The following is a 21,625-nucleotide window of genomic DNA, read 5'->3' as shown; positions in this document are numbered from 1 at the left end:
GGACGATACACAGAGGCCATTGTAGGAGCGAGCTTGCTCGCGATGAACGTCAAGGCCCCGCGGACCGTCAGGCACCCCGCGTTATCGTTAACATTCATCGCGAGCAGGCTCGCTCCTACAGGGTCAGCGGTGTCTGCACACAGGCGGGGCGCAGTATATCGACAGACTCAGTTCCAGCCAGCCCGATCCATCATGCGAATCGCTTCAGCCTGACGTTTGCCAGCGACTTCCACCGGCAAGGTATCGGCGACGAACTTGCCCCAGGCGGCGACTTCCGCGGACGGCGCCACCGTAGGGTTGGCCGGGAATTCCTGGTTCACATCAGCGAAGATCTTCTGCGCCTCAGGCGTGGTCATCCACTCCACCAGCGCCTTGGCCGCTTCCGGGTGCGGCGCGTGCTTGGTCAGGCCAATGCCCGAAAGATTGACGTGTACGCCTCGATCAGCCTGATTCGGCCAGAACAGCTTCACCGCCAGGTCAGGCTTCTGCTTGTGCAGACGGCCGTAGTAGTAAGTGTTGACGATGCCGACGTCGCACTGGCCAGCGTTGATTGCTTCCAATACCGCGACATCATCGGAGAACACGTCGGTGGACAGGTTGTTGACCCAGCCTTTGAGGATCTTCTCGGTTTTCTCGGCGCCATTCACTTCGATCATGGTGGCGGTCAGTGACTGGTTGTAGACCTTCTTCGCCGTACGCAGGCACAGGCGGCCTTCCCAGTTTTTGTCGGCCAGACCTTCGTAAGTGGTCAACTCCCCCGGTTTCACCCGGTCGGTGGAGTACGCGATGGTCCGCGCCCGCAGGCTCAGGCCGGTCCAGGCATGAGAAGCCGCACGGTATTGCGGCGGGATGTTGGCGTCGATGGTTTTCGAAGTGAAAGGTTGCAGGATGCCCATCTGCTCGGCTTGCCACAGGTTGCCGGCATCGACGGTCAGCAGCAGGTCGGCGGTGGCGTTTTCGCCCTCGGCCTTGATGCGCTGCATCAGCGGCGCTTCCTTGTCGGTGATGAACTTCACCTGTACGCCGGTTTTCGCGGTGTAGGCGTCGAACACCGGTTTGATCAGCTCGTCGATACGCGAGGAGTAAACCACCACCTCGTCAGCGGCCTGGGCGACGGTGCTGCCGATCAGGGTCAGGGCGAGTGCTGTCAGTAGACGCTTCGGTGCCAACATGGGAGCGATCTCTCGATTCGAAAAGTGAGACCAAATGATAAGGACTCACATTTACCTTCTCAATCGAACAGTTTGCGGAGGAGTTACCAGATGTTGCATGGCTAGGGATGTGTAGCGGAAGTGTCGACGCCTTCGCGGGCAAGCCTCGCTCCTACAGGTTTTGTGTTGTACGCCAATGTCGCGATCAACTCGAAACCTGTAGGAGCGAGGCTTGCCCGCGAAGGGGCCATCAGCTCCAGCGAAAGTCAGGCCTTGGCCAGAGCCGGCAAATCCCCGGTCAACCCCAACGCCTCACGCACAAACAACGCCTTGGCCTCCGGCATCTGCTCGACGATCTTCAAACCGGTATTACGCAACCAGCGCACCGGCAGCGGATCTGCCTGGAACAACCGCTCGAAGCCTTCCATCGCGGCCATCAACGCCAGGTTATGCGGCATGCGCCGACGCTCGTAACGGCTCAGCACTTTCGCATCCGCCAACCGCTCACCCCGTTCGGCCGCTTGCAGCAGCACTTCAGCCAGGACCGCGGCATCCAGGAAACCGAGGTTCACCCCCTGCCCGGCCAACGGGTGAATGGTGTGCGCCGCGTCGCCGATCAGCGCCAGACCTTCGGCCACATACCGCTTGGCATGACGTTGGCGCAGCGGCACGCACAGACGTGGGTCGGCGCTCAGCACCGTGCCGAGCCGGCCTTCAAAGGCGCGTTCCAGTTCGAGGCAAAACGCTGTGTCGTCCAGCGCCATCAGCCGTTCGGCTTCGCTCGGCGTGGTCGACCAGACGATCGAACACCAATCCTGCTGACCGTCGCGTTCCAGTGGCAGAAACGCCAAGGGACCGTTGTCGGTGAAGCGCTGCCAGGCCGTCATTTGATGAGGCCTGGTGCTGCGCACACTGGTGACGATCGCGTGGTGCAGATAATCCCACTCCCGCGTGGCCACCCCGGCCAGGCGCCGAACCGCCGAGTTGGCACCATCCGCCGCAATCACCAGCGGCGCACGCAAGGTGCGGCCATCGGCGAGCGTCAGCAGCCAGTCATCGCCGGAGCGGCGCATCTGCTCCAGGCGCGCATTGGCCAGCATCCCGAGGTCGCAGTCGTGCAAACGGTCGAGCAAGGCGTCCTGAACCACGCGGTTCTCAACGATATGCCCGAGCACCTCGGCATGCACGCTGGCGGCGGAAAAGTGGATCTGCCCGGTGCCGCTGCCGTCCCAGACGTGCATGTCTGTGTAGGGGCTGCTGCGCCGGCTGGCAATGCCGTCCCACACGCCGAGGCGTTCAAGAATCCGCTGGCTGGCCGCCGATAACGCGCTCACGCGCGGTTCGAACGGCGCTTGCCCGTCGAAGGGTTTGACGCTCATCGGGCTGCCGTCCAGCAGCAGGACTTCCAGCCCGCTGTCCTGTAACGCCAGCGCCAGGGCGCTGCCGACCATTCCGGCCCCGACAATCAGCAGATCTGCGCGCATGTCCATGCTTTAAGCCTGTCTCGCTTGCGGCTTGAGCCGCACGTAAAGGGTTTTCTGGACCCGCGCCACCAAGGTGCCGGCGCCGTCGTGGATATCGACCTGCAATTGCGGCAGGTATTTTTCGCCGTTCGCCGTTTGCCGGCGGACCTCGTCGAGCAAGGTCTCGTCGACCCTGAAGTTGGCGAACACCGGGCCTTTGCCCGGCGAGATGAAATCGATGTCTGCCGTTTTGTCCCAGACGATGTAATTGCGCCCGAGGTTTTCCATCAGCATCAGCATGTAGAACGGATCGACCATCGAATACAGGCTGCCACCGAACTGCGTGCCGACGTAATTGCGGTTGTACCTGCCCAGGCCCATGGACACCGTGATGTCCCGAAAGTCATCGCTGATGTGCCGCACGCGAACCCCGGCGCCCAGGTACGGCGGGTAGAAGGTCATGATCCAACGCATCAACCGCGCTTTGCCGAACCTGCTCGTCAGCCACTTACGCATCGGGACGCGTACCCAGGCCCATGGCCTGTCGGGCGAACCAGCGCTTGGCCGGCGGCAGCAGATCGAGGCCGAGCAGGCCGATGTTACGGCCCAGCGAAACCAGCGGTTGAGTGCTGCCGAACAACCGCGTGACCTGATCGGAGAAGCCCACGGTCAGGTTCTGATCCATCCGCTGGCGTTCGCGGTAAGCCTGCAAGGTCGCGAAATCGCCGAGCGAGGTCTCGCTCGCCAGCAGCGCATCCGCCAACGCTTGCGCATCACGCAGCGACAGGTTGAAACCCTGGCCGGCAATGGGGTGCAGGCTGTGAGCGGCATTGCCGAGGATCGCCAGATGCGGACGCACCTGCTCTTCGGCTTCGATCAGCGTCAACGGATAAAGATGCCGTGCGCCGACCTGTTTCAACGTGCCGAGGCGGTAACCGAACACGCCCTGCAATTCGCTTAGGAAGCTGCGTTCATCCAGGGCCGCAAGCCGTTGCGCGTCCATGCCCAGACGGGTCCAGACCAATGCGCAACGATTTTCCGGCAACGGCAACAACGCCATCGGACCGTCGTCGGTGAAACGCTCGAACGCCATGCCGTTGTGCGCTTCGCTCGGGGTGATGTTGGCGATCAGCGCGCTCTGGTTGTACGGGCGCTTTTTGATGCCGATCCCCAATTGCTCGCGCAGGCCGGAACGACCGCCATCAGCGAGCACTGCGAGGTCGCACTCCAGCATCGTTTCGTCGCTGAGGGTCAGGCGATAGCCGTCGGTCAGCGGTTCCATGCGCGTGACTTCCGCCGGGCAGCGCCAGGTGACCACGTCCTTGTCCAGACCTTGCCAGAGGCATTGGCCGAGCCAGGCGTTTTCCACCACATACCCCAGCGCCGGCACACCCTCTTCCATCGCCGACAAGCGCGCGGTGGAGAAACGGCCACGGTCGGAAACGTGAATCTGCTTGATCGGCTCGGCACGGCGGGAGATTTCCTGCCACACGCCCAACCGTTGATAAATCTGTTTGGCACCGTAGGACAACGCCGAAGAACGGGCGTCGTAGCTCGGTTGATAGGTGTGGCCGGGGGCAAACGGTTCGATCAGCACGATCTTCCAGCCGCGCGCCTTGGCTCCGGCCTGCAAGGCCAACGCCAGGCTGGCACCGACCAGGCCGCCACCGATAATTGCCAGATTGACTCGACTCATGCTGCTTTTGTCCGCGCTTGCGCCATCAAGGCTTCAATCTCGGCGACCGTTTTCGGTACGCCATTGGTCAGGATTTCACAGCCGGTTTTGGTGACCACGACGTCGTCCTCGATGCGCACGCCAATGCCGCGCCATTTCTTCGCTACGTTCTGGTTGTCCGGGGCGATGTAGATCCCCGGTTCCACGGTCAGCGCCATGCCGACTTCCAGCACGCGCCATTCGCCGCCGACCTTGTACTCGCCGACGTCATGCACATCCATGCCCAGCCAGTGGCCGGCGCGGTGCATGTAAAACGCTTTATAGGCTTCGCTGGCGATCAGTTCGTCGACGTTGCCCTGCAACAGGCCCAACTTCACAAGACCGGTGGTAATCACCCGGACCGTGGCTTCGTGTGCCTGATTCCAGTGTTTGTTCGGGGCGATTTCGGCAAAGGCTGCTTCCTGTGAAGCCAGCACCAACTCGTAGATCGCCTTCTGTTCCGCTGAATACTTGCCGTTGACCGGCCAGGTGCGCGTGATGTCGCTGGCGTAGCAGTCGATCTCGCAACCAGCGTCGATCAGTACCAGATCGCCGTCCTTGAGCACCGCGTCATTCTGCTGGTAATGCAGGATGCAGCTGTTGCGCCCCGCCGCGACGATCGAACCATACGCCGGCATCTTCGCCCCGCCCTTGCGGAACTCGTAATCAAGCTCGGCTTCAAGGCTGTACTCATGCAACCCGGCCCGGCTGGCCTGCATCGCACGAATATGCGCCTGGGCGGAAATCCGCGCGGCTTCGCGCATCACCTTCACTTCTGCCGCCGATTTATACAGGCGCATGTCGTGCAGCAGATGATCCAGCGCAACGTATTCGTTCGGCGGCTGCGCGCCGAGGTGCGCCTTGGAGCGGATCACGTTGATCCATTCCATCAGGTGGCGGTCGAATTCCGGGTTACTGCCCATGGCCGAATACACCCGGTCGCGTCCTTCGATCAGGCCCGGCAGGATGTCGTCGATGTCAGTGATGGGGAAAGCGTCATCGGCACCGAAGTCGCGGATCGCGCCTTCCTGACCGGCGCGCAGGCCGTCCCAGAGTTCTCGCTCGGCGTTGCGCTCACGGCAAAACAGCAGGTATTCGCCATGCTCACGACCCGGCATCAGCACGATAACGGCTTGAGGCTCGGGGAAACCGCTGAGGTACTGGAAGTCGCTGTCCTGGCGGTAAACATGCTCGACGTCGCGGTTGCGGATGGCGACCGCGGCGGCGGGCAGAATCGCGATGCTGTTGGGTTCCATCTGCGCCATCAAGGCCTTGCGGCGACGGCTGTATTCCGATTTCGGGATATGAATCATGGGCAGATGGCTTTTCCTGGCTCGCGATTAATGCAACGACGGTTTGGCGGCAGCCGGCGCGTCTGGCTTGCGGGTTTCGGAGAACAGCAGCAGCGGCGCGACACGCAGGTACTCCATGACTTCCATGTAGTCGCTTTCGCCGTCGTCGGACTCTTCCAGCGCGTCTTGCACCTGGGAAATCGCCGCCAGATCCTGCAACACTTCGGTGGCCTCGGTGCTGAGCATGCTGCTGTCGCGGCAGTTCAGGCCGAAACCGCTGAGGAAGCCCTGGCACCATTGACCCAGTGCAGCGGCACGGTCAGCCAGCGGCGCGTCATCGGTCGGCAGCAGCAGAACGACGGTCACGTCGTCGCCGGTGAGTTCGCCCTTGACCATCTCTTGCAGGCCGATCAAGGCATTGCGAACGTTGTCTTGCGGCTCGCCTTCGAGCAGCTCGGCGGCATCGATCAGCCACTCTTCTGCAGTGAAACCGGCGCCGGCGCAACTGCGGCCGAGCAACAGGCCATGCAGTTCGGCAGGCGAGACGTTGTGACCGCTGGAAGTCAGCAGGGTGGCGAAGGCTTGGTACGGAGAATTCTGAATGGGCATGGGCAGCTAGGCGCCAGACGGCGCTATGTCTAGAATGAAGGCCTTGTATCCTACATCGACTACCCCTGTAGGAGCGAGCTTGCTCGCGATGAACCCGAGAACGCCGCTGGGTGTCAGGGACCCAGCGTTATCGTTGGCGACCATCGCGAGCAAGCCCGCTCCTACGGTTCAACACCCATCAGACATTTCAGTGGACACAATGGAAGACACCGACCTGCAAGCGCTGATGGCCAGACTCGAACTGCTAATTGATCGAGTCGAGCAACTTAAGAGTCAAAATGGACTCCTACTAGCTCAGGAAAAAACCTGGCGCGAGGAACGCGCTCACCTCATTGAAAAGAACGAAATCGCCCGGCGTAAGGTCGAATCGATGATTTCGCGCCTCAAGGCCCTGGAGCAAGACTCATGAGTTCAAGCAATAGCGTCACCGTGCAGATCCTCGACAAAGAATATTCGATCATTTGCCCCCAGGAAGAGCGCAGCAACCTGGTGAGCGCCGCCCGTTACCTGGACGGCAAGATGCGCGAGATCCGCAGCAGCGGCAAAGTCATCGGCGCCGATCGCATCGCCGTGATGGCCGCGCTGAACATCACGCACGACCTTCTGCACAAGGAAGAACGGCCGGATGTACAGGTCAGCGGCTCGACCCGCGAGCAGGTGCGCGACCTGCTGGATCGCGTCGATCTGGTGCTCGCCACCGATCCAGACGTCACCAAGGGCTGATTCGTCCGACCGCTTGGGTTATACTCGCAACACTCCCTGGGGTGCTTGCCAGTTGACCACGTCCCTGAGCCGATTCGCACTACCCTGGAGGCTGCACGTTGGGCTGGTGTGCATGTCCGCTAGACGGAAAGCCTTAAAGCCTACTGCATCTTCCACCTTGAACTTTCGGGTTCAAGGGCTAAGTCAGCAGCGGTTCATCCGGGGAGCCTGATTCCAGTCCGATGCCGGTTTAAACACCGGCATCGGCTTTTTTACGGGTACGCTTTGTGTACCCGCACTGCCGAAGCCCGAATCCATGACCGAACCTGCGCTGCTGCCCCGCCCGCAACTTCGACGCATGCTGCGCAAGGCCCGCCGCGCACTGACAGCCAGTCAGCAGCGCCAGGCCGCTCGCGGGCTGTACAAGCAATTGGCCCAGCAGCCGTTGTTTCGCCGCGCCAAACATATCTCGCTCTATTTACCCACCGACGGTGAAATCGATCCGCGCCTGTTGCTGCGTGCCGCACAACGTCGGGGCAAGGCGACTTACCTGCCGGTGCTCAGCGCCTGGCCACGAACCAAAATGGTGTTCCAGCGGATTCGCCCCGGCGAAAAGCTCCAACCCAATCGCTTCCGTATTCTCGAACCCAGGCACAACCTCGCCCGACAACGCAAAGTCTGGGCGCTTGATCTGGTGTTGTTGCCGCTCGTGGGATTCGACGATGTCGGTGGCCGACTCGGCATGGGCGGTGGGTTCTACGACCGGAGCCTGGCGTATCTGGCGCGGCGGAAAAGCTGGCGCAAGCCGACGCTATTGGGGCTGGCCCATGAATGTCAGAAGGTCGGAAGACTGGCTCAGGCGAGCTGGGATGTGCCGTTGCAAGGAACGGTTACAGACAAGGCGTGGTATTTCGCAGACTAGACGCCACTCGAATCAGCGGCGTCGAAAAGACAGGTTCAGCGCTTGAAGGCTGACGGCTGTTGTTGCTGCGCGATTTCAATCGGCGCATCGGTCTTGTTGCTCCACAAGCTTTGGGCATAGCCAGTGGTCACGACGCCAAGGCCGAACAAAATAACCAAAATCCATAGTAAATCCGGTTTGCGTTTCATCGATTGCCCCCCAAAGGCACATCAATACGATGACAGCAGCGGTTTCCGTTGTAGGTGTAGGCCGTGCAGCAGCGTCAAGCTTAGAAGGCCGGCATTTTGCGACAACGTGAACCGACACGCAAACGCTGGCGTCAACCGACCGTCGGTTTGTCATAAAATCGCCCGACAACTTGTCCACCTGACTCGCAAGGAGCAAAAACCATGGCCTATTGGCTGATGAAATCCGAGCCCGACGAGCTCTCGATCAAAGGTCTGGAGAAGCTCGGCAAAGCGCGCTGGGATGGGGTTCGCAACTATCAGGCGCGTAACTTTTTGCGTGCGATGGCGGTCGGCGACGAGTTCTTCTTCTATCACTCCAGCTGCCCGGAGCCCGGGATTGCCGGGATCGGGAAGATTGTCGAAGCGGCGTATCCGGACCCAACGGCGCTGGAGCCGGAGAGTCATTATTACGACCCGAAGGCCAGCGCCGAGAAAAACGCCTGGAGCGCGATTGATGTCGCGCATGTGGAGACGTTTTCCAGGGTGTTGAAGCTGGATTATTTGAAGCAGCAGACGGCGTTGGCGGAGATGCCGCTGGTGCAGAAGGGTTCGCGGTTGTCGGTGATGCCTGTGACGGCCGAACAGTGGGCGGCGGTGATTGCACTGCGCTGAAATGTATCTGGTGCGCACGCTTTTGTAGGAGCCGGCTTGCCGGCGATGGCGGCTTCAGGGTGTGTACTTTGTAGGAGCCAGGCTTGCTGGCGATGGCGTTTTTTAGGGCGCTATCGCCAGCAAGCTGGCTCCTACAGGATCCAGCATTACTGGATAATCAGGTTGTTGAACAACAAATCCTCAACCACCGGTTTGCCGGTTTCATCGTTCATGATCTGTTGGGTCTGCTTCAACGCTTCCTGACGCAGCTTTTCCTTCCCCTCGATGCTGTTCATCGCCTCGGTGGTTTGCTGGGTGAACAACGCCACCAGTTGATTGCGAATCAACGGTTCATTCGCCTTCACCTGTTTGGCCGCCTCATCACCGGTGACCCGCAATGCTACGTCAGCCTTGAAGACCTTCAACTTCGCCGTGCCATCCAACCCATAGTTGCCCACGAATGGCGGGCTCAGGGTGAGGTAGCTGACTTTCGGGGCTTCACCTTCTTTGGCGGCTTCTTCAGCCACTGCTGCCACAGGCAGAGACAGGGCCAGCAACAACATGATCCACGCTTTCACAATTCGCTCCTTATCCGGTTTGCGGCCTAGCATAACGACCCGCCGCGCAAGCACAAGCTTATGGCTGACTATCAGGGCGGGGCATGCTCGTTGACCCGTCGACTCACACACCTACACTTATCGGCCATCACTCCCAAAGGAATAGCCCTGATGAAAGCCGTGCTGTGCAAAGCCTTCGGTCCTGCCGAATCGCTGGTGCTGGAAGACGTCGCCAGTCCTGTCGCGAAGAAGAATGAAATCCTGCTGGACGTGCACGCCGCCGGGGTGAATTTCCCGGACACGCTGATCATCGAGGGCAAATACCAGTTCAAGCCGCCCTTCCCGTTTTCGCCGGGCGGCGAAGCGGCTGGCGTGGTCAGCGCAGTGGGCGAAAAAGTCAGCCACCTGAAAGTCGGCGATCGGGTCATGGCCCTCACCGGTTGGGGCAGTTTCGCCGAACAGGTCGCGGTGCCAGGCTACAACGTGCTGCCGATCCCGACCTCCATGGACTTCAACACCGCTGCCGCATTCAGCATGACTTACGGCACTTCAATGCACGCGCTCAAGCAACGCGGCAACCTGCAACCGGGTGAAACCCTGCTGGTGCTCGGTGCTTCTGGCGGTGTCGGCCTGGCCGCCGTGGAAATCGGCAAAGCCATGGGCGCCCGCGTGATTGCTGCCGCCAGCAGTGCCGAAAAACTGGCCGTGGCCAAGGCTGCCGGTGCCGATGAACTGATCAACTACACCGAAACCAGCCTCAAGGACGAAATCAAACGCCTGACCGATGGCCAGGGTGCAGACGTGATCTACGACCCGGTGGGCGGCGACCTGTTCGACCAGGCCATCCGCGCCATCGCCTGGAACGGCCGATTGCTGGTGGTCGGTTTTGCCAGCGGCCGCATTCCGGAACTGCCGGTCAACCTCGCACTGCTCAAGGGTGCAGCAGTAGTCGGCGTGTTCTGGGGCTCCTTCGCCCAGCGCCAACCGCAGGACAACGCGGCGAACTTCCAGCAATTGTTTGGCTGGTTCGCCGAGGGCAAGTTGAAGCCGCTGGTGTCGCAGGTGTACCCGCTGAGCAACGCGGCGCAGGCGATCAATGATCTTGGCCAGCGCAAGGCGGTCGGGAAAGTGGTGGTGCAGGTTCGCTGAGTCGCCGCAGGATACAAAAAGGCCAGAACAACTGATGAGGTTGTTCTGGCCTTTTCGATTACATGACCAGCAGAAAGATAGCGATCCATACTTTTCGTCAAAGCAACTCGCGAATTTCCTTCGGAAGAAAATGCACGTACCGGGTCGCTTGATGCGTATTCATTTCCCAAAGTCCCGCCCTACGCCGGCCATCGCTGCGCCATAAAAGGTTGTGAGGTAACAATTCCCACAGCGCCCTTCACTTATACCTGAGCGACATGTTCGTAAAAGAACATGCAATCTCCAACATTTCCGCTGTTTGGTCGATGTGAACCAGTGCTATTTTCGGTAACGAAACTGTAACATTCGCATCCGCAGTCAAAACAAGAAATCTGGAGCTCTTGAATGTTTGCTTTCTTTCGTCCTGCCGCACATCAGGCTCCATTGCCTGAAGAAAAAATAGACAGCGCCTACCGACGGCATCGCTGGCAGATCTTCGCCGGCATATTCATCGGCTATGCGGGTTACTACCTGCTGCGCAAAAACTTCTCCCTGGCCATGCCCTATCTGATCGAAGAGGGCTATACCCGCGGTGAGCTGGGCCTGGCGTTGTCGGCGATTGCTATCGCCTACGGCTTGTCCAAGTTCCTGATGGGCATTGTTTCCGACCGTTCCAACCCACGCTTCTTCCTGCCGTTCGGCTTGCTGGTTTCGGCTGGCGTGATGTTCATTTTCGGTTTTGCGCCCTGGGCCACGTCCAGCGTGACCATCATGTTCATCCTGCTATTTATCAATGGATGGGCGCAGGGCATGGGTTGGCCGCCGAGTGGCCGGACCATGGTCCACTGGTGGTCGCAGAAGGAACGCGGGGGCGTGGTGTCCCTGTGGAACGTGGCGCACAACGTCGGTGGTGGTTTGATCGGCCCGCTGTTCCTGCTCGGCATGGGCCTGTTCAATGACTGGCACGCGGCGTTTTACGTGCCGGCGGCAGTGGCCATGGCCGTGGCGGTGTTTGCCTTCGCCACCATGCGCGACACGCCGCAATCGGTTGGCCTGCCGCCGATCGAGAAGTACAAGAACGACTACCCGGAAGGCTACGACGCCAGTCACGAAGAAGAATTCAGCGCCAAGGAAATCTTCGTCAAATACGTGCTGCGCAACAAAATGCTCTGGTACATCGCCATGGCTAACGTCTTTGTATACCTGCTGCGTTACGGCGTGCTGGACTGGGCACCGACCTACCTCAAGGAAGCCAAAGGTTTCAGCGTGGATAAAACCTCGTGGGCCTATTTCCTTTACGAGTGGGCAGGTATTCCCGGGACGCTTCTGTGCGGCTGGATGTCGGACAAGATCTTCCGTGGCAACCGTGGCCTGACCGGCATGGTGTTCATGGCGTTGGTGACCGTGGCGACGCTGGTTTACTGGCTCAACCCGGCCGGCAACCCGACGGTCGACATGATCGCGCTGATCTCGATTGGTTTCCTGATCTACGGCCCGGTGATGCTGATCGGTTTGCAAGCGCTGGAACTGGCGCCGAAGAAAGCCGCCGGCACGGCAGCGGGCTTCACGGGTCTGTTCGGTTACCTGGGTGGTTCAGTCGCGGCCAGTGCAGCCATGGGCTACACCGTGGACCATTTCGGCTGGGACGGCGGTTTCGTCTTGCTGATCGGCGCGTGCCTGCTGGCAATGGCCTTCCTTGCGCCAACCTTGTGGCACAAGCAGATCGCCAGTCAGACCCGCGAAGCCATCGCCTGATCGACCTTTGATTTGCAGCGCTTGAGCCGCGCCTCCAGATTCCGGTCTGGCATGGCGTGGCTACGCAGGGCGTTGGCGGTCTGCTCGACATAATCGCGAGTGGTGCCGTAACGCCCGCAAGCGTTTTCGAACACGTGGCTCAGCACATGATCCGGCAGGTTGCCGGCATAGCTGGGCAGGTGTCGCTCCAACACGAATCCCAATGCCTGAACCTGATTGCCATCTTCGAGACGGCAGTTCAACCAGTGTGGGCGATAAGAAGGGAATGGCATTTCGCGCTGCCACAAGGCATACAGCGACGCTTCGAGTTGTTCTTCCGGCAAGCGATAAGCGAAGCCGCTGCAAGAGCCGCCACGATCCAGGCCAAACACCAGCCCCGGTACTTCCGGCGTGCCGCGATGTTCGTGGGACCACAGGTACAAACCGCGATGGTAGCCATGCACCCGGCCGCGAACCCGTTCAACCGCCGCGCACTCAGGGCGCCAGATCAGCGAGCCGTAAGCGAACAGCCAGACCGGCCCACCCTTGTGGCGCGCCATGGTCGACTGCATCGAGCTGAGCAATTGTTCGTGCGTCAGCTGCGGCCCCAGATCGAGCCGCGGAGGGTAAGCCAGATTCATAAAAGCAGATTCAATGGCGCTCATGGCGAATAGCGTTCAGCTCCCCGCGGGTGATGAATTACTTAATAGAACGCACCGCTGTAACAATAAGGCACATATGTTTTAAGGCAATTTAAGTGCCACGGCACAGTTCTTAATTAATTGCCTGATTGAGTTATAACCTACCGGTATTTATATAAATTTATAAATACCGATCGGCTATATATGAAGTTATATGTAGGAGCGAGCCTGCTCGCGATGGAGGCAGGGACAACGCGTTCATGATGCTGCAGCGCGTTATCGTTGACCGCCATCGCGAGCAGGCTCGCTCCTACAGGGGAAGCGTCATCCTCTGGGTGCGTACGCAAACACATCGGCACGCATCTGATGAGCATCCATCCCGGCGTTGACCAACGCGTCCAGCGTCCCGTAGACCATCGCCGGTGAGCCGCTGGCGTATACATGCAGCGCTTTCAGATCCGGAAAATCCTCGCACACCGCCTCATGCAACATCCCACAGCGCCCCTTCCAGCCACATTGATCGCTGACGACTTTATGCAGGAACAGATTCGGCAGTTTCTGCCATTCGTCCCAATGCTCGATCTCATAAAAGTCTTCAGGGCGACGCACGCCCCAGTACAGGTGCACCGGATGCTTGAAACCCGACGCCCGGCAATGTTCGATCAGGCTATGGATCTGGCCCATGCCGGTGCCCGCAGCGATCAGCACCAGCGGACCGTCCGGCAACTCCGCCAGATGGGTATCGCCGAAGGGCATTTCGATCCGCACCATCGGATTGCGTTGCAGTTGCTCGATCAGGCTCAGCGCACTGCTTTCGCGCGCCAGTACGTGAATTTGCAGATCACGCCCCGCATGCGGTGCCGAGGCCAGGGAAAATGCGGATTTTTCGCCGTTCTCACGCTCGATCATCAAATACTGACCGGCGTGATAACGCGGTGGCTTGCCGGCCGGCGCGCGAAAACTCACACGCCAGGTATCGCCGCCGACATCCTTGCACTCAATGACCTGACACGAGACGCTGCGCACCGGCAATTCTCCCAGCGCGAGCACGCCATCCCACAGCACAATGCAGTCTTCCAGCGGCTCTGCTATGCAAGTGTAGAACTCGCCATGGTCGCGCACACCACCGGCCTGCTCGACTCGTCCTTCCACCAGCAGCGCGGCGCACACATGGCAATTGCCGTTGCGACAGCTTTGCGGGCATTCATAGCCCAGGCGGCGTGCGCCATCGAGAATCCGCTCGCCGGGCAGTATCTCTAGCACTGCTCCGGAGGGCTGCAAAGTTACACGCATCAATCTATTCCTAACTGATTCCAGATGGCATCGATCCGTTGGGTGACGGCTTCATCCTTGACGATTACCCGGCCCCACTCGCGTGTGGTTTCGCCGGGCCATTTATGCGTGGCATCGAGCCCCATTTTCGAACCCAGGCCGGACACCGGCGAGGCGAAATCGAGGTAGTCGATCGGCGTGTTGTCGATCATCACCGTATCGCGCTTGGGGTCCATGCGCGTGGTGATGGCCCAGATCACGTCGTTCCAGTCCCGTGCGTTGATATCGTCGTCAGTGACGATAACGAACTTGGTGTACATGAACTGTCGCAAAAACGACCAGACACCGAGCATTACCCGCTTGGCATGGCCGGGATACGACTTCTTCATGGTCACGATGGCCATGCGGTACGAGCAGCCTTCAGGCGGCAGGTAGAAGTCGGTGATCTCCGGGAACTGCTTCTGCAGGATCGGCACGAACACTTCGTTCAGCGCGACACCGAGAATCGCCGGCTCATCCGGCGGACGACCGGTGTAGGTGCTGTGGTAGATCGGTTTGATCCGGTGGGTAATGCGCTCGACGGTGAACACCGGGAAGCTGTCGACTTCGTTGTAGTAACCGGTGTGGTCGCCGTACGGACCTTCGTCGGCCATTTCGCCCGGATGGATCACGCCTTCAAGGATGATCTCGGCGGTGGCCGGCACTTGCAGATCGTTGCCGCGGCACTTCACCAGTTCGGTGCGATTACCACGCAGCAAACCGGCGAAAGCGTATTCGGAAAGGCTGTCCGGTACCGGCGTCACAGCGCCGAGGATGGTCGCCGGGTCAGCGCCGAGCGCCACGGACACCGGGAACGGCTGGCCCGGATGCTTCTCGCACCACTCGCGGTAATCCAGCGCGCCGCCACGGTGGCTGAGCCAGCGCATGATGACCTTGTTGCGGCCGATCACTTGCTGACGGTAGATGCCGAGGTTCTGCCGGTCCTTGTTCGGGCCTTTGGTGACGGTCAGGCCCCAGGTGATCAGCGGGCCGACGTCGCCCGGCCAGCAGGTCTGCACCGGCAGCATCGCGAGGTCGACGTCGTCGCCCTCGATGACCACTTCCTGGCACACCGCGTCTTTGACGACTTTGGGCGCCATGGCGATGATCTTGCGGAAGATCGGCAGCTTCGACCAGGCGTCCTTCAAGCCTTTCGGCGGCTCGGGTTCCTTGAGGAACGCCAGCAGCTTGCCGATCTCGCGCAGTTCGCTCACCGCTTCTGCGCCCATGCCCAGCGCAACACGCTCGGGGGTGCCGAACAGATTGCCGAGGACGGGAATGTCGTAGCCCGTCGGGTTCTCGAAAAGCAGGGCCGGACCTTTGGCACGCAAGGTGCGGTCACAGACCTCGGTCATTTCGAGCACCGGGGACACCGGAACCTGGATGCGCTTGAGTTCGCCGCGCTGTTCCAGGCCGCTGATAAAGTCGCGCAAGTCGCGATACTGCATGCGTGAGCCTCGTGTTGGCCGTGGCGTTCGGGGGCTGGCAGTTTAGCGCCGAACCCCTCTGTTCAGAACAACGAAACGCCGTTCATCAAAAATCAGATAGCAAAAAGCCGGGTTTCCCCGGCTTTTGCTGGTCTATCGACTTACTTGCGTTTCATCGACAGGAAGAACTCATCGTTGGTCTTGGTCGTTTTCAGCTTGTCGACCAGGAACTCGATGGCAGCGATCTCGTCCATCGGGTGCAGCAACTTGCGCAGGATCCACATGCGCTGCAACTCGTCGTCGGCTGTCAGCAACTCTTCGCGGCGGGTGCCGGAACGGTTGATGTTGATGGCCGGGAAGACGCGTTTTTCAGCGATACGGCGATCCAGCGGCAGTTCCATGTTGCCCGTGCCTTTGAATTCTTCGTAGATCACTTCGTCCATCTTCGAGCCGGTTTCAACCAGCGCGGTGGCGATGATGGTCAGCGAACCGCCTTCTTCGATGTTCCGCGCGGCACCGAAGAAACGTTTCGGTTTCTCCAGGGCGTGAGCATCGACACCACCGGTGAGTACTTTGCCGGAGCTCGGGATCACGGTGTTGTAGGCGCGAGCCAGACGGGTGATGGAGTCGAGCAGGATCACCACGTCTTTCTTGTGTTCGACCAGGCGCTTGGCCTTCTCGATCACCATTTCGGCAACCTGCACGTGGCGGGTTGGCGGCTCGTCGAACGTCGAGGCAACCACTTCGCCGCGCACGGTGCGCTGCATTTCGGTTACTTCTTCCGGACGTTCGTCGATCAGCAATACGATCAGATGAACTTCAGGGTTGTTACGTGCGATGTTCGCCGCGATGTTCTGCAGCATGATCGTTTTACCGGCTTTCGGCGGTGCAACGATCAGACCGCGCTGGCCTTTACCGATCGGGGCGCACAGGTCGATGACACGACCGGTCAAGTCTTCGGTGGAACCGTTGCCGGCTTCCATCTTCATGCGCACAGTCGGGAACAGCGGGGTCAGGTTCTCGAAGAGAATCTTGTTTTTCGCGTTCTCGGGACGATCGTAGTTGATCGTGTCGACCTTGAGCAGCGCGAAATAACGCTCGCCTTCCTTTGGAGGGCGGATCTTGCCAACGATGGTGTCACCGGTGCGCAAGTTGAAACGGCGGATCTGGCTCGGCGAGACGTAGATATCGTCCGGGCCGGCGAGATAGGAAGCGTCAGCGGAGCGCAGGAAGCCGAAGCCGTCCTGGAGAATCTCCAGCACGCCATCACCGGAGATTTCCTCGCCGCTTTTAGCGTGCTTCTTGAGCAGGGAGAAAATCACGTCCTGCTTGCGCGAACGGGCCATATTTTCTATGCCCATCTGTTCGGCCAATTCGAGCAGTTCGGTAATCGGCTTTTGCTTGAGTTCAGTCAGATTCATATAGGAATGACGTAATCATTTATGGAGGGGGGGAAATTAAGCTTTTGGCTTAATGAGGCCGCGCCGCGGAGAAGGCGACAGGATCGCGTACTTATTCGAAAAGGAGTGCGTCGGCGACGGCTAGCAGGGGGCAGTGGAGAAACCAGTGCGGGGCCGAATGTAACACCTGAGTTTCGGAGCGTCTAGCCCTCAATAACGAAAAAGCCCCGCAATATGCGGGGCCTTTTTTCGGACACTTTACAAACGACGCTTAGATGTTGGCGTCGAGGAAAGCAGCCAGTTGCGACTTCGACAGTGCGCCGACCTTGGTCGCTTCAACGTTGCCGTTCTTGAACAGCATCAGGGTCGGGATACCACGCACGCCATGCTTGGCCGGGGTTTCCTGGTTTTCGTCGATGTTCAGTTTGGCAACGGTCAGCTTGCCTTTGTAGGTTTCAGCAATCTCGTCCAGAACAGGAGCGATCATTTTGCAAGGGCCGCACCACTCAGCCCAGTAGTCGACCAGTACAGCGCCTTCGGCCTTGAGTACGTCGGCCTCGAAGCTAGCGTCGCTAACGTGTTTGATAAGATCGCTGCTCATGGAAGTCTCCAGGTTGTAAGCAAAAAAACGTGGCCCATCATAGCCGCCCTTCCCTCGTTCAGGAAGGTGCAGATGATTGAGTCTCACTATGGTGGTGCATGAGTTTGGGTATAGCTCAAGTCAGGATGTGGCGGGAGCGACGAAGGCAATTCCGGTGCGCAGGGCAGCGTTGCGCACATGTTCGTGCATGGCCTTCTGCGCCGCGCCGGACGAACGCCGGGCCAGTGCACGGAGGATTTTGCGGTGCTCGTGCCAGGTTTCCATGGCCCGTTCGGCCCGGATGAACGGTAGCTTCTGGCTCTCCAGGAAAATGTCCGCGCTGGCCGTCAGGATGCTCAGCATCGCCTGATTACCGCTGGCCAGCAGGATGCGCCGGTGAAACTCGAAGTCCAGGCGCGCCGCCGCCTCGAAGTCACCCACCTTCAGTTCATTGCGCATCGCGGCGACGTTGTCCTCCAAAGCATCGAGTTCATCGGTGCTCAACGTCACGGCGGCCAGCCCGGCGGCAAAACCTTCCAGGGCGTAGCGCAACTGGAAGATATCCAGCGGTGATGCCTGTGCCGCGAACGGCCAGCTCAGCGCCGCATCCTGGCGAGGCAAGTCCACCGGCGCCTGCACGAAAACGCCTTTGCCCGGCTGAATGCTGATCACGCCCAAGGCACTCAGCGACGACAACGCCTCGCGCAACGACGCCCGACTGACCCCCAATTGCACCGCCAGATCCCGCTGCGAAGGCAAGGCATCCCCCGGCCCGAAACCTTGTTCGGCGATCAGTTTGCGGATGGCTTGCAGCGCCACTTCAGGTACAGCTCGGGAAATCGAATTCATGGTTTTCGGACGAACCAGGCGAATGAGCGGCTAGTTTTAAAGCTATTCGCGGCGCCCGGCAAGTCGTGCCCCACCGGGGTTCGGTAATGACCGACGATGCGCTATCAGAGTGCGAAACACAGACCGACTGTTCAGACCAGTAAGACCGAACAACACCAGTAAAACCGTGGCTTGGCACGGCAAAAACCCAATGTTGGCATGGCCCGTGCTCTGTCGATCCGCAGAAATCATTCCTCGCCGATCCGGAGATTTGCCATGACCCTGCGTTACAGCGCCCTCCTCGCTTCCCTGTTCGCCAGCCTGCTGCTGAGCCAGGTGCCCGCCCACGCCGACGGTCTGGAGGATGTGGTCAAACGCGGCGTCCTCAAGGTTGCCGTGCCTCAGGACTTCCCGCCATTCGGCTCGGTCGGCCCGGACATGAAACCCCGCGGCCTCGATATCGACACCGCCAAACTGCTGGCCGACCAACTCAAGGTCAAGCTTGAACTGACGCCAGTCAACAGCACCAACCGTATCCCGTTCCTGACCACCGGCAAGGTCGACCTGGTGATCTCCAGCCTCGGAAAGAACCCCGAGCGCGAGAAAGTCATCGACTTCTCCAGCGCCTACGCGCCGTTCTACCTCGCGGTGTTCGGCCCGCCGGATGCCGCCATCAAAGGCCTGGACGACCTCAAGGGCAAAACCATCAGCGTCACCCGTGGCGCCATCGAAGACATCGAACTGACCAAAGTCGCCCCCGAAGGCGTCACCATCAAGCGCTTTGAAGACAACAACTCGACCATCGCAGCCTACCTCGCCGGGCAGGTTGACCTGATCGCCAGCGGCAACGTGGTGATGGTCGCGATCAGCGAGAAAAGCCCGAAACGCGTGCCCGCGCTGAAAGTGAAGCTCAAGGATTCGCCGGTCTACGTCGGCGTAAACAAGAACGAGCCGGCGTTGCTGGGCAAGGTCAACCAGATCCTCGCCACCGCCAAGACTGACGGCGCGCTGGAAAAAAACTCACAGACCTGGCTGAAAGAGCCGCTGCCGGCCGATCTCTGATCGTCCCTCGGGAGATTTGATATGGCCTATCAGTTCGACTTTCTGCCGGTGGTGCAAAACACCGACCTGCTCGTGCGCGGTGCGCTGTTCACCCTGGAACTGACGGCCATCGGTGCGGTGCTCGGCGTCGGTCTGGGCATTGTCGGCGCGCTGGTGCGGGCGTGGAATATCCGCCCGTTCTCGGCGATCTTCGGGGTTTACGTCGAGTTGATCCGCAACACGCCGTTCCTGGTGCAGTTGTTTTTCATCTTCTTCGGTTTGCCATCGCTGGGCGTGCAGATTTCCGAATGGCAGGCGGCGGTGCTGGCGATGGTGATCAACCTCGGCGCTTATTCGACCGAGATCATCCGCGCCGGCATTCAAGCGATCCCTCGCGGGCAACTGGAAGCCGCAGCGGCGTTGGCGATGACCCGGTTCGAAGCCTTCCGCCATGTGATCCTGCTACCAGCGCTGGGCAAGGTGTGGCCGGCGCTGAGCAGCCAGATCATCATCGTCATGCTCGGCTCGGCGGTCTGTTCGCAGATCGCCACCGAAGAGCTGAGCTTTGCCGCCAACTTCATTCAGTCGCGCAACTTCCGCGCTTTTGAAACCTACGCCCTGACCACGCTGCTTTATCTGTGCATGGCTTTATTGATCCGCCAATTGCTGAACTGGATCGGTCGTCGTTACATAGCAAGGAGCAGCCAATGAGCGATTTCACGTTCTGGGACATCGTGCGCAACTTGCTCACAGGCCTGCAATGGACGCTGGCGCTGTCGCTGGTGGCGTTTATCGGCGGCGGGTTGATCGGCTTGCTGATCATGGTCATGCGCATTTCGAAAAATGCCCTTCCGCGCAACGTTGCACGCACCTACATCGAGCTGTTCCAGGGCACGCCGCTGTTGATGCAGCTGTTCCTGGTGTTTTTCGGGGTGGCGCTGGCCGGGGTGGAAATTTCGGCGTGGATGGCGGCGGCGATTGCCCTGACCCTGTTTACCAGCGCTTACCTGGCGGAGATCTGGCGCGGCTGCGTGGATTCGATCCCCAACGGTCAGTGGGAAGCTTCGTCGAGCCTGGCGCTCAACCCGCTGGAGCAACTGCGCTACGTGATCCTGCCGCAAGCGTTGCGCATCGCCGTGGCGCCGACCGTGGGGTTTTCGGTGCAAGTGGTCAAAGGCACCGCCGTGACCTCGATCATCGGCTTCACCGAACTGACCAAGACCGGCGGGATGCTCGCCAACGCGACCTTCGAACCGTTCATGGTCTACGGCCTCGTCGCCCTCGGCTACTTCCTGCTCTGCTACCCCTTGTCCCTCAGTGCGCGCTACCTGGAAAGGAGACTGCATGCCTCTGCTTAGAATTTCCGCCCTGCATAAATATTACGGCGACCACCATGTACTCAAAGGCATCGACCTCAGCGTCGAGGAAGGCCAGGTGGTGGCGATCATCGGTCGCAGCGGCTCGGGCAAATCGACCTTGTTGCGCACGCTGAACGGCCTGGAGTCGATCAACGACGGCGTGATCGAAGTCGACGGCGAATACCTCGATGCCGCTCGCGCCGATTTACGCAGCCTGCGGCAGAAAGTCGGGATGGTGTTTCAGCAGTTCAACCTGTTCCCGCACCTGACGGTGGGCGAAAACGTGATGCTCGCGCCGCAAGTGGTGCAAAAAGTGCCCAAGGCCAGAGCGGTGGAGTTGGCGCGGGAGATGCTGGAACGGGTCGGGTTGGGCGAGAAGTTTGATGCGTTCCCGGATCGGCTGTCGGGCGGGCAGCAGCAGCGCGTGGCGATTGCCCGGGCGCTGGCGATGTCGCCGAAGGTGTTGCTGTGCGACGAGATCACTTCGGCGCTGGACCCGGAACTGGTCAATGAGGTGCTGAGCGTGGTTCGGCAACTGGCCAAGGAGGGCATGACGCTGATCATGGTCACCCATGAAATGCGCTTTGCCCGGGAGGTTGGGGACAAGTTGGTGTTCATGCATCAGGGGAAGGTGCATGAGGTGGGGGATCCGAAGATTCTGTTCGCGAACCCGCAGACGGCGGAGCTGGCGAATTTTATCGGGACGGTCGAGGCGACAGCCTGAAAGACCTTCAGTGGCTGTTATGTCGCCTTCGCGGGCAAGCCTCGCTCCTACAGATTCAGGCTGTTCGCGGAACATTCACACGCCGCCAACCTGTAGGAGCGAGGCTTGCCCGCGAAGGCGTCTGCGAGATCACTACTCTTTCCTGCTCAGGATCAAGGCTTTGAACGCTACGCGTTGGCGTCAGCGTTTGATCGTGGCACGATGTCGAGGTTATCGACCGAGACC

Annotated in this window: 24 protein-coding genes and 1 other RNA gene; 11 read left to right on the top strand and 14 right to left on the bottom strand. The window is 60.0% G+C overall.

Annotated elements, in window-relative coordinates:
* Positions 1-167 precede the first annotated feature (167 nt).
* The 6 genes from KGB25_RS00425 to KGB25_RS00400 all read right to left on the bottom strand — a co-directional run bounded on the left by KGB25_RS00425 (position 168) and on the right by KGB25_RS00400 (position 6,229).
* A complete protein-coding gene (locus tag KGB25_RS00425; protein ID WP_008024251.1) occupies positions 168-1,172 on the bottom strand; it encodes an extracellular solute-binding protein in 1,005 nt (334 codons plus the stop codon).
* A gap of 245 nt (positions 1,173-1,417) precedes the next feature.
* The gene (locus tag KGB25_RS00420; protein ID WP_177318868.1) at positions 1,418-2,635 is read right to left on the bottom strand and encodes a 2-octaprenyl-3-methyl-6-methoxy-1,4-benzoquinol hydroxylase; all 1,218 of its coding nucleotides are present in this window, start codon (positions 2,633-2,635) and stop codon (positions 1,418-1,420) included.
* A 9-nt stretch (positions 2,636-2,644) separates the two neighbouring features.
* Positions 2,645-3,130, bottom strand: a complete 486-nt coding sequence (locus KGB25_RS00415; protein WP_008040698.1) for a DUF4442 domain-containing protein — start codon at positions 3,128-3,130, stop codon at positions 2,645-2,647.
* A complete protein-coding gene (ubiH, locus tag KGB25_RS00410; protein ID WP_008024259.1) occupies positions 3,123-4,310 on the bottom strand; it encodes a 2-octaprenyl-6-methoxyphenyl hydroxylase in 1,188 nt (395 codons plus the stop codon). The genes KGB25_RS00415 and ubiH overlap by 8 nt, the downstream gene beginning before the upstream one ends.
* A complete protein-coding gene (gene pepP, locus KGB25_RS00405; protein WP_008040694.1) occupies positions 4,307-5,641 on the bottom strand; it encodes a Xaa-Pro aminopeptidase in 1,335 nt (444 codons plus the stop codon). Before pepP ends, ubiH begins: the two co-directional genes overlap by 4 nt.
* A gap of 27 nt (positions 5,642-5,668) precedes the next feature.
* Entirely contained in the window at positions 5,669-6,229 is a 561-nt protein-coding gene (locus KGB25_RS00400; RefSeq protein ID WP_192416659.1) for a YecA family protein, read from the bottom strand.
* Positions 6,230-6,428: 199 nt separating this feature from the next.
* On the opposite strand from KGB25_RS00400, the gene KGB25_RS00395 reads away from it, so the two are divergent.
* The 4 genes from KGB25_RS00395 to KGB25_RS00380 all read left to right on the top strand — a co-directional run bounded on the left by KGB25_RS00395 (position 6,429) and on the right by KGB25_RS00380 (position 7,853).
* Positions 6,429-6,638 carry a TIGR02449 family protein gene (locus KGB25_RS00395; protein WP_003177365.1) on the top strand — a complete coding sequence of 70 codons (210 nt, stop codon included), beginning with the start codon at positions 6,429-6,431 and terminating at the stop codon, positions 6,636-6,638.
* Positions 6,635-6,952, top strand: a complete 318-nt coding sequence (locus KGB25_RS00390; protein WP_008024266.1) for a cell division protein ZapA — start codon at positions 6,635-6,637, stop codon at positions 6,950-6,952. The genes KGB25_RS00395 and KGB25_RS00390 overlap by 4 nt, the downstream gene beginning before the upstream one ends.
* A gap of 30 nt (positions 6,953-6,982) precedes the next feature.
* Positions 6,983-7,161: non-coding RNA, 6S RNA (gene ssrS, locus KGB25_RS00385), on the top strand.
* An 86-nt stretch (positions 7,162-7,247) separates the two neighbouring features.
* Positions 7,248-7,853, top strand: a complete 606-nt coding sequence (locus KGB25_RS00380) for a 5-formyltetrahydrofolate cyclo-ligase (RefSeq protein WP_223434018.1) — start codon at positions 7,248-7,250, stop codon at positions 7,851-7,853.
* 35 nt (positions 7,854-7,888) lie between these two features.
* On the opposite strand, the gene KGB25_RS00375 is transcribed toward KGB25_RS00380, so the two are convergent.
* Complete coding sequence (locus KGB25_RS00375; protein WP_008024268.1) at positions 7,889-8,041, bottom strand: hypothetical protein; 153 nt, start codon at positions 8,039-8,041, stop codon at positions 7,889-7,891.
* Positions 8,042-8,242: 201 nt separating this feature from the next.
* On the opposite strand from KGB25_RS00375, the gene KGB25_RS00370 reads away from it, so the two are divergent.
* Positions 8,243-8,692, top strand: coding sequence for an EVE domain-containing protein (locus KGB25_RS00370; protein WP_008024269.1), 450 nt, complete (start codon positions 8,243-8,245; stop codon positions 8,690-8,692).
* Between the two features lie 146 nt (positions 8,693-8,838).
* On the opposite strand, the gene KGB25_RS00365 is transcribed toward KGB25_RS00370, so the two are convergent.
* Positions 8,839-9,249, bottom strand: coding sequence for a flagellar basal body-associated protein FliL (locus tag KGB25_RS00365; protein WP_032832554.1), 411 nt, complete (start codon positions 9,247-9,249; stop codon positions 8,839-8,841).
* 150 nt (positions 9,250-9,399) lie between these two features.
* On the opposite strand from KGB25_RS00365, the gene KGB25_RS00360 reads away from it, so the two are divergent.
* The gene (locus KGB25_RS00360; protein WP_008024273.1) at positions 9,400-10,377 is read left to right on the top strand and encodes an NADPH:quinone oxidoreductase family protein; all 978 of its coding nucleotides are present in this window, start codon (positions 9,400-9,402) and stop codon (positions 10,375-10,377) included.
* A gap of 384 nt (positions 10,378-10,761) precedes the next feature.
* Positions 10,762-12,111 (top strand): glycerol-3-phosphate transporter, encoded by a 1,350-nt coding sequence (gene glpT, locus KGB25_RS00355; protein ID WP_017341398.1) that lies wholly within the window; start codon positions 10,762-10,764, stop codon positions 12,109-12,111.
* On the opposite strand, the gene KGB25_RS00350 is transcribed toward glpT, so the two are convergent.
* The 6 genes from KGB25_RS00350 to KGB25_RS00325 form a co-directional block, all read right to left on the bottom strand.
* Positions 12,087-12,755: a gamma-glutamylcyclotransferase gene (locus KGB25_RS00350; protein WP_192227496.1), complete on the bottom strand. Its 669-nt coding sequence runs from the start codon at positions 12,753-12,755 to the stop codon at positions 12,087-12,089. The two genes, glpT and KGB25_RS00350, sit on opposite strands and share 25 nt — an antisense overlap.
* 300 nt (positions 12,756-13,055) lie before the next feature.
* Positions 13,056-14,024 (bottom strand): CDP-6-deoxy-delta-3,4-glucoseen reductase, encoded by a 969-nt coding sequence (locus KGB25_RS00345; RefSeq protein WP_008040685.1) that lies wholly within the window; start codon positions 14,022-14,024, stop codon positions 13,056-13,058.
* Entirely contained in the window at positions 14,024-15,490 is a 1,467-nt protein-coding gene (gene ubiD, locus KGB25_RS00340; RefSeq protein WP_008024285.1) for a 4-hydroxy-3-polyprenylbenzoate decarboxylase, read from the bottom strand. The genes KGB25_RS00345 and ubiD overlap by 1 nt, the downstream gene beginning before the upstream one ends.
* A gap of 140 nt (positions 15,491-15,630) precedes the next feature.
* Positions 15,631-16,890 carry a transcription termination factor Rho gene (gene rho, locus KGB25_RS00335; protein ID WP_007942421.1) on the bottom strand — a complete coding sequence of 420 codons (1,260 nt, stop codon included), beginning with the start codon at positions 16,888-16,890 and terminating at the stop codon, positions 15,631-15,633.
* Between the two features lie 250 nt (positions 16,891-17,140).
* Positions 17,141-17,470, bottom strand: coding sequence for a thioredoxin TrxA (gene trxA, locus KGB25_RS00330; protein WP_003206727.1), 330 nt, complete (start codon positions 17,468-17,470; stop codon positions 17,141-17,143).
* 120 nt (positions 17,471-17,590) lie between these two features.
* Positions 17,591-18,298: a FadR/GntR family transcriptional regulator gene (locus KGB25_RS00325; protein ID WP_008024287.1), complete on the bottom strand. Its 708-nt coding sequence runs from the start codon at positions 18,296-18,298 to the stop codon at positions 17,591-17,593.
* A gap of 255 nt (positions 18,299-18,553) precedes the next feature.
* Between KGB25_RS00325 and KGB25_RS00320 the strand changes: the two genes are divergently transcribed.
* The 4 genes from KGB25_RS00320 to KGB25_RS00305 are packed head-to-tail and all read left to right on the top strand — an operon-like array spanning position 18,554 to position 21,400.
* Positions 18,554-19,339 carry a transporter substrate-binding domain-containing protein gene (locus tag KGB25_RS00320; protein ID WP_008024289.1) on the top strand — a complete coding sequence of 262 codons (786 nt, stop codon included), beginning with the start codon at positions 18,554-18,556 and terminating at the stop codon, positions 19,337-19,339.
* A gap of 21 nt (positions 19,340-19,360) precedes the next feature.
* The gene (locus KGB25_RS00315) at positions 19,361-20,029 is read left to right on the top strand and encodes an amino acid ABC transporter permease (RefSeq protein WP_223434017.1); all 669 of its coding nucleotides are present in this window, start codon (positions 19,361-19,363) and stop codon (positions 20,027-20,029) included.
* Positions 20,026-20,676: an amino acid ABC transporter permease gene (locus KGB25_RS00310; protein WP_008024293.1), complete on the top strand. Its 651-nt coding sequence runs from the start codon at positions 20,026-20,028 to the stop codon at positions 20,674-20,676. The genes KGB25_RS00315 and KGB25_RS00310 overlap by 4 nt, the downstream gene beginning before the upstream one ends.
* A complete protein-coding gene (locus KGB25_RS00305; RefSeq protein ID WP_008040676.1) occupies positions 20,663-21,400 on the top strand; it encodes an amino acid ABC transporter ATP-binding protein in 738 nt (245 codons plus the stop codon). Before KGB25_RS00310 ends, KGB25_RS00305 begins: the two co-directional genes overlap by 14 nt.
* The last annotated feature ends 225 nt before the right edge of the window (positions 21,401-21,625 follow it).

It is taken from the genome of Pseudomonas sp. BF-RE-21 (genome assembly GCF_019947305.1).
In the GTDB taxonomy this organism is placed as follows: domain Bacteria; phylum Pseudomonadota; class Gammaproteobacteria; order Pseudomonadales; family Pseudomonadaceae; genus Aquipseudomonas; species Aquipseudomonas migulae.
The sequence above is the reverse complement of the archived record's forward strand: the minus strand, read 5'-3'. Positions and strand labels throughout refer to the sequence as shown.

Excerpts from the sequence above, each read along its gene's own strand:
- KGB25_RS00325 (WP_008024287.1), bottom strand. The coding sequence starts at position 18,298 with ATGAATTCGATTTCCCGAGCTGTACCTGAAGTGGCGCTGCAAGCCATC.
- KGB25_RS00375 (WP_008024268.1), bottom strand. The coding sequence starts at position 8,041 with ATGAAACGCAAACCGGATTTACTATGGATTTTGGTTATTTTGTTCGGC.
- rho (WP_007942421.1), bottom strand. The coding sequence starts at position 16,890 with ATGAATCTGACTGAACTCAAGCAAAAGCCGATTACCGAACTGCTCGAA.
- pepP (WP_008040694.1), bottom strand. The coding sequence starts at position 5,641 with ATGATTCATATCCCGAAATCGGAATACAGCCGTCGCCGCAAGGCCTTG.
- KGB25_RS00415 (WP_008040698.1), bottom strand. The coding sequence starts at position 3,130 with ATGCGTAAGTGGCTGACGAGCAGGTTCGGCAAAGCGCGGTTGATGCGT.
- KGB25_RS00420 (WP_177318868.1), bottom strand. The coding sequence starts at position 2,635 with ATGCGCGCAGATCTGCTGATTGTCGGGGCCGGAATGGTCGGCAGCGCC.
- KGB25_RS00370 (WP_008024269.1), top strand. The coding sequence starts at position 8,243 with ATGGCCTATTGGCTGATGAAATCCGAGCCCGACGAGCTCTCGATCAAA.
- ubiD (WP_008024285.1), bottom strand. The coding sequence starts at position 15,490 with ATGCAGTATCGCGACTTGCGCGACTTTATCAGCGGCCTGGAACAGCGC.
- KGB25_RS00390 (WP_008024266.1), top strand. The coding sequence starts at position 6,635 with ATGAGTTCAAGCAATAGCGTCACCGTGCAGATCCTCGACAAAGAATAT.
- KGB25_RS00400 (WP_192416659.1), bottom strand. The coding sequence starts at position 6,229 with ATGCCCATTCAGAATTCTCCGTACCAAGCCTTCGCCACCCTGCTGACT.
- trxA (WP_003206727.1), bottom strand. The coding sequence starts at position 17,470 with ATGAGCAGCGATCTTATCAAACACGTTAGCGACGCTAGCTTCGAGGCC.
- KGB25_RS00395 (WP_003177365.1), top strand. The coding sequence starts at position 6,429 with ATGGAAGACACCGACCTGCAAGCGCTGATGGCCAGACTCGAACTGCTA.
- KGB25_RS00315 (WP_223434017.1), top strand. The coding sequence starts at position 19,361 with ATGGCCTATCAGTTCGACTTTCTGCCGGTGGTGCAAAACACCGACCTG.
- KGB25_RS00350 (WP_192227496.1), bottom strand. The coding sequence starts at position 12,755 with ATGAGCGCCATTGAATCTGCTTTTATGAATCTGGCTTACCCTCCGCGG.
- glpT (WP_017341398.1), top strand. The coding sequence starts at position 10,762 with ATGTTTGCTTTCTTTCGTCCTGCCGCACATCAGGCTCCATTGCCTGAA.
- KGB25_RS00305 (WP_008040676.1), top strand. The coding sequence starts at position 20,663 with ATGCCTCTGCTTAGAATTTCCGCCCTGCATAAATATTACGGCGACCAC.
- KGB25_RS00425 (WP_008024251.1), bottom strand. The coding sequence starts at position 1,172 with ATGTTGGCACCGAAGCGTCTACTGACAGCACTCGCCCTGACCCTGATC.
- KGB25_RS00320 (WP_008024289.1), top strand. The coding sequence starts at position 18,554 with ATGACCCTGCGTTACAGCGCCCTCCTCGCTTCCCTGTTCGCCAGCCTG.
- KGB25_RS00310 (WP_008024293.1), top strand. The coding sequence starts at position 20,026 with ATGAGCGATTTCACGTTCTGGGACATCGTGCGCAACTTGCTCACAGGC.
- KGB25_RS00380 (WP_223434018.1), top strand. The coding sequence starts at position 7,248 with ATGACCGAACCTGCGCTGCTGCCCCGCCCGCAACTTCGACGCATGCTG.
- KGB25_RS00360 (WP_008024273.1), top strand. The coding sequence starts at position 9,400 with ATGAAAGCCGTGCTGTGCAAAGCCTTCGGTCCTGCCGAATCGCTGGTG.
- ubiH (WP_008024259.1), bottom strand. The coding sequence starts at position 4,310 with ATGAGTCGAGTCAATCTGGCAATTATCGGTGGCGGCCTGGTCGGTGCC.
- KGB25_RS00345 (WP_008040685.1), bottom strand. The coding sequence starts at position 14,024 with ATGCGTGTAACTTTGCAGCCCTCCGGAGCAGTGCTAGAGATACTGCCC.